This window comes from Microbacterium umsixpiens (assembly GCF_053543675.1).
Genome location: NZ_JBLVOH010000043.1, coordinates 4,505 through 5,411 on the forward strand (window position 1 = coordinate 4,505; position 907 = coordinate 5,411).

1 protein-coding gene is annotated in these 907 nt (G+C 72.1%); it reads left to right on the top strand.

Features of this window, described 5'->3' with window-relative positions; translation table 11 throughout:
• Nucleotides 1-12 precede the first annotated feature (12 nt).
• A complete protein-coding gene (locus ACNPM4_RS04960) occupies nucleotides 13-855 on the top strand; it encodes a Rossmann-fold NAD(P)-binding domain-containing protein (RefSeq protein ID WP_029264399.1) in 843 nt (280 codons plus the stop codon).
• Nucleotides 856-907: the final 52 nt, after the last annotated feature.

The window sequence follows — 907 nt, forward strand, 5'->3', positions numbered from 1 at the left end:
AGCCTGGAACCGATGGACACCACTCCGGCGCCGCGGCGCACACTCCTGGTCGGATTCGGCAAGCTCGGCGCGCGCCTGGCGCCACGGCTTCTCAACGACGGCGGTGAGGTCTTCGCTCTGCGGCGGAGTGACGGGGAGCTGCCCGCCGGCGTGGTCGGCATCCGCGCTGATCTCTCCCAGCCGCTCACGACGCCGCTGCCCGCCGTCGACGCGATCGTGATCACGTTGCCGCCGGGCGCCGCGGAACACTCCTATCGCACGGCGCTCGGCCACCTCCGGGATGCCCTGCCGGCAATGCCCGCTCGCACCGTGTTCGTGTCGTCGACCGGTGTCTTCGAAGGGAGTGCCTTCACGGCCGACCGTCCTCTCACCGAGCAGGACGAGCCCGCGGCCGAGACCGAGCGCTCGCGGGGGCTCCGTGACGGCGAGCGGGCGGCGGCCGAACTGTTCGACGCCGTGGTCGTGCGACCGGCGGGGATCTACGGTCCCGGTCGCGAGTTCCTGCTGCGTAAGGTCCGCGAGGGCGCGGCGGTCGACCACTCCCGGCTCACGAACCGCATCCACGAGACCGACCTCGTGCGCACGCTCGACCTGCTGCTGCGCACCGACGACCCGCCGCGGCTGGTACACGCGGTCGACGAACGACCGGCACCTCTCGGTGACGTCGTCCGCTTCCTCGCCGGGGAGCTGGGCGTCGCTGTTCCACCCGACGAGGCATCCGACGGCCCGCGCGGGTTCGTGTACGACGGGTCGCTGCTCCACTCGCTGCTCGGGCGTCTCGACTACCCCACCTACGAAGAGGGGTACGCCGAGATGATCGCCGGATCCGCCTCGCACCCGCTGCCCGGCCCGTAGCCTGGACGCATGACGAGCACCCGCACGAGCGCCCGCACCGCCCTCGAAGTCG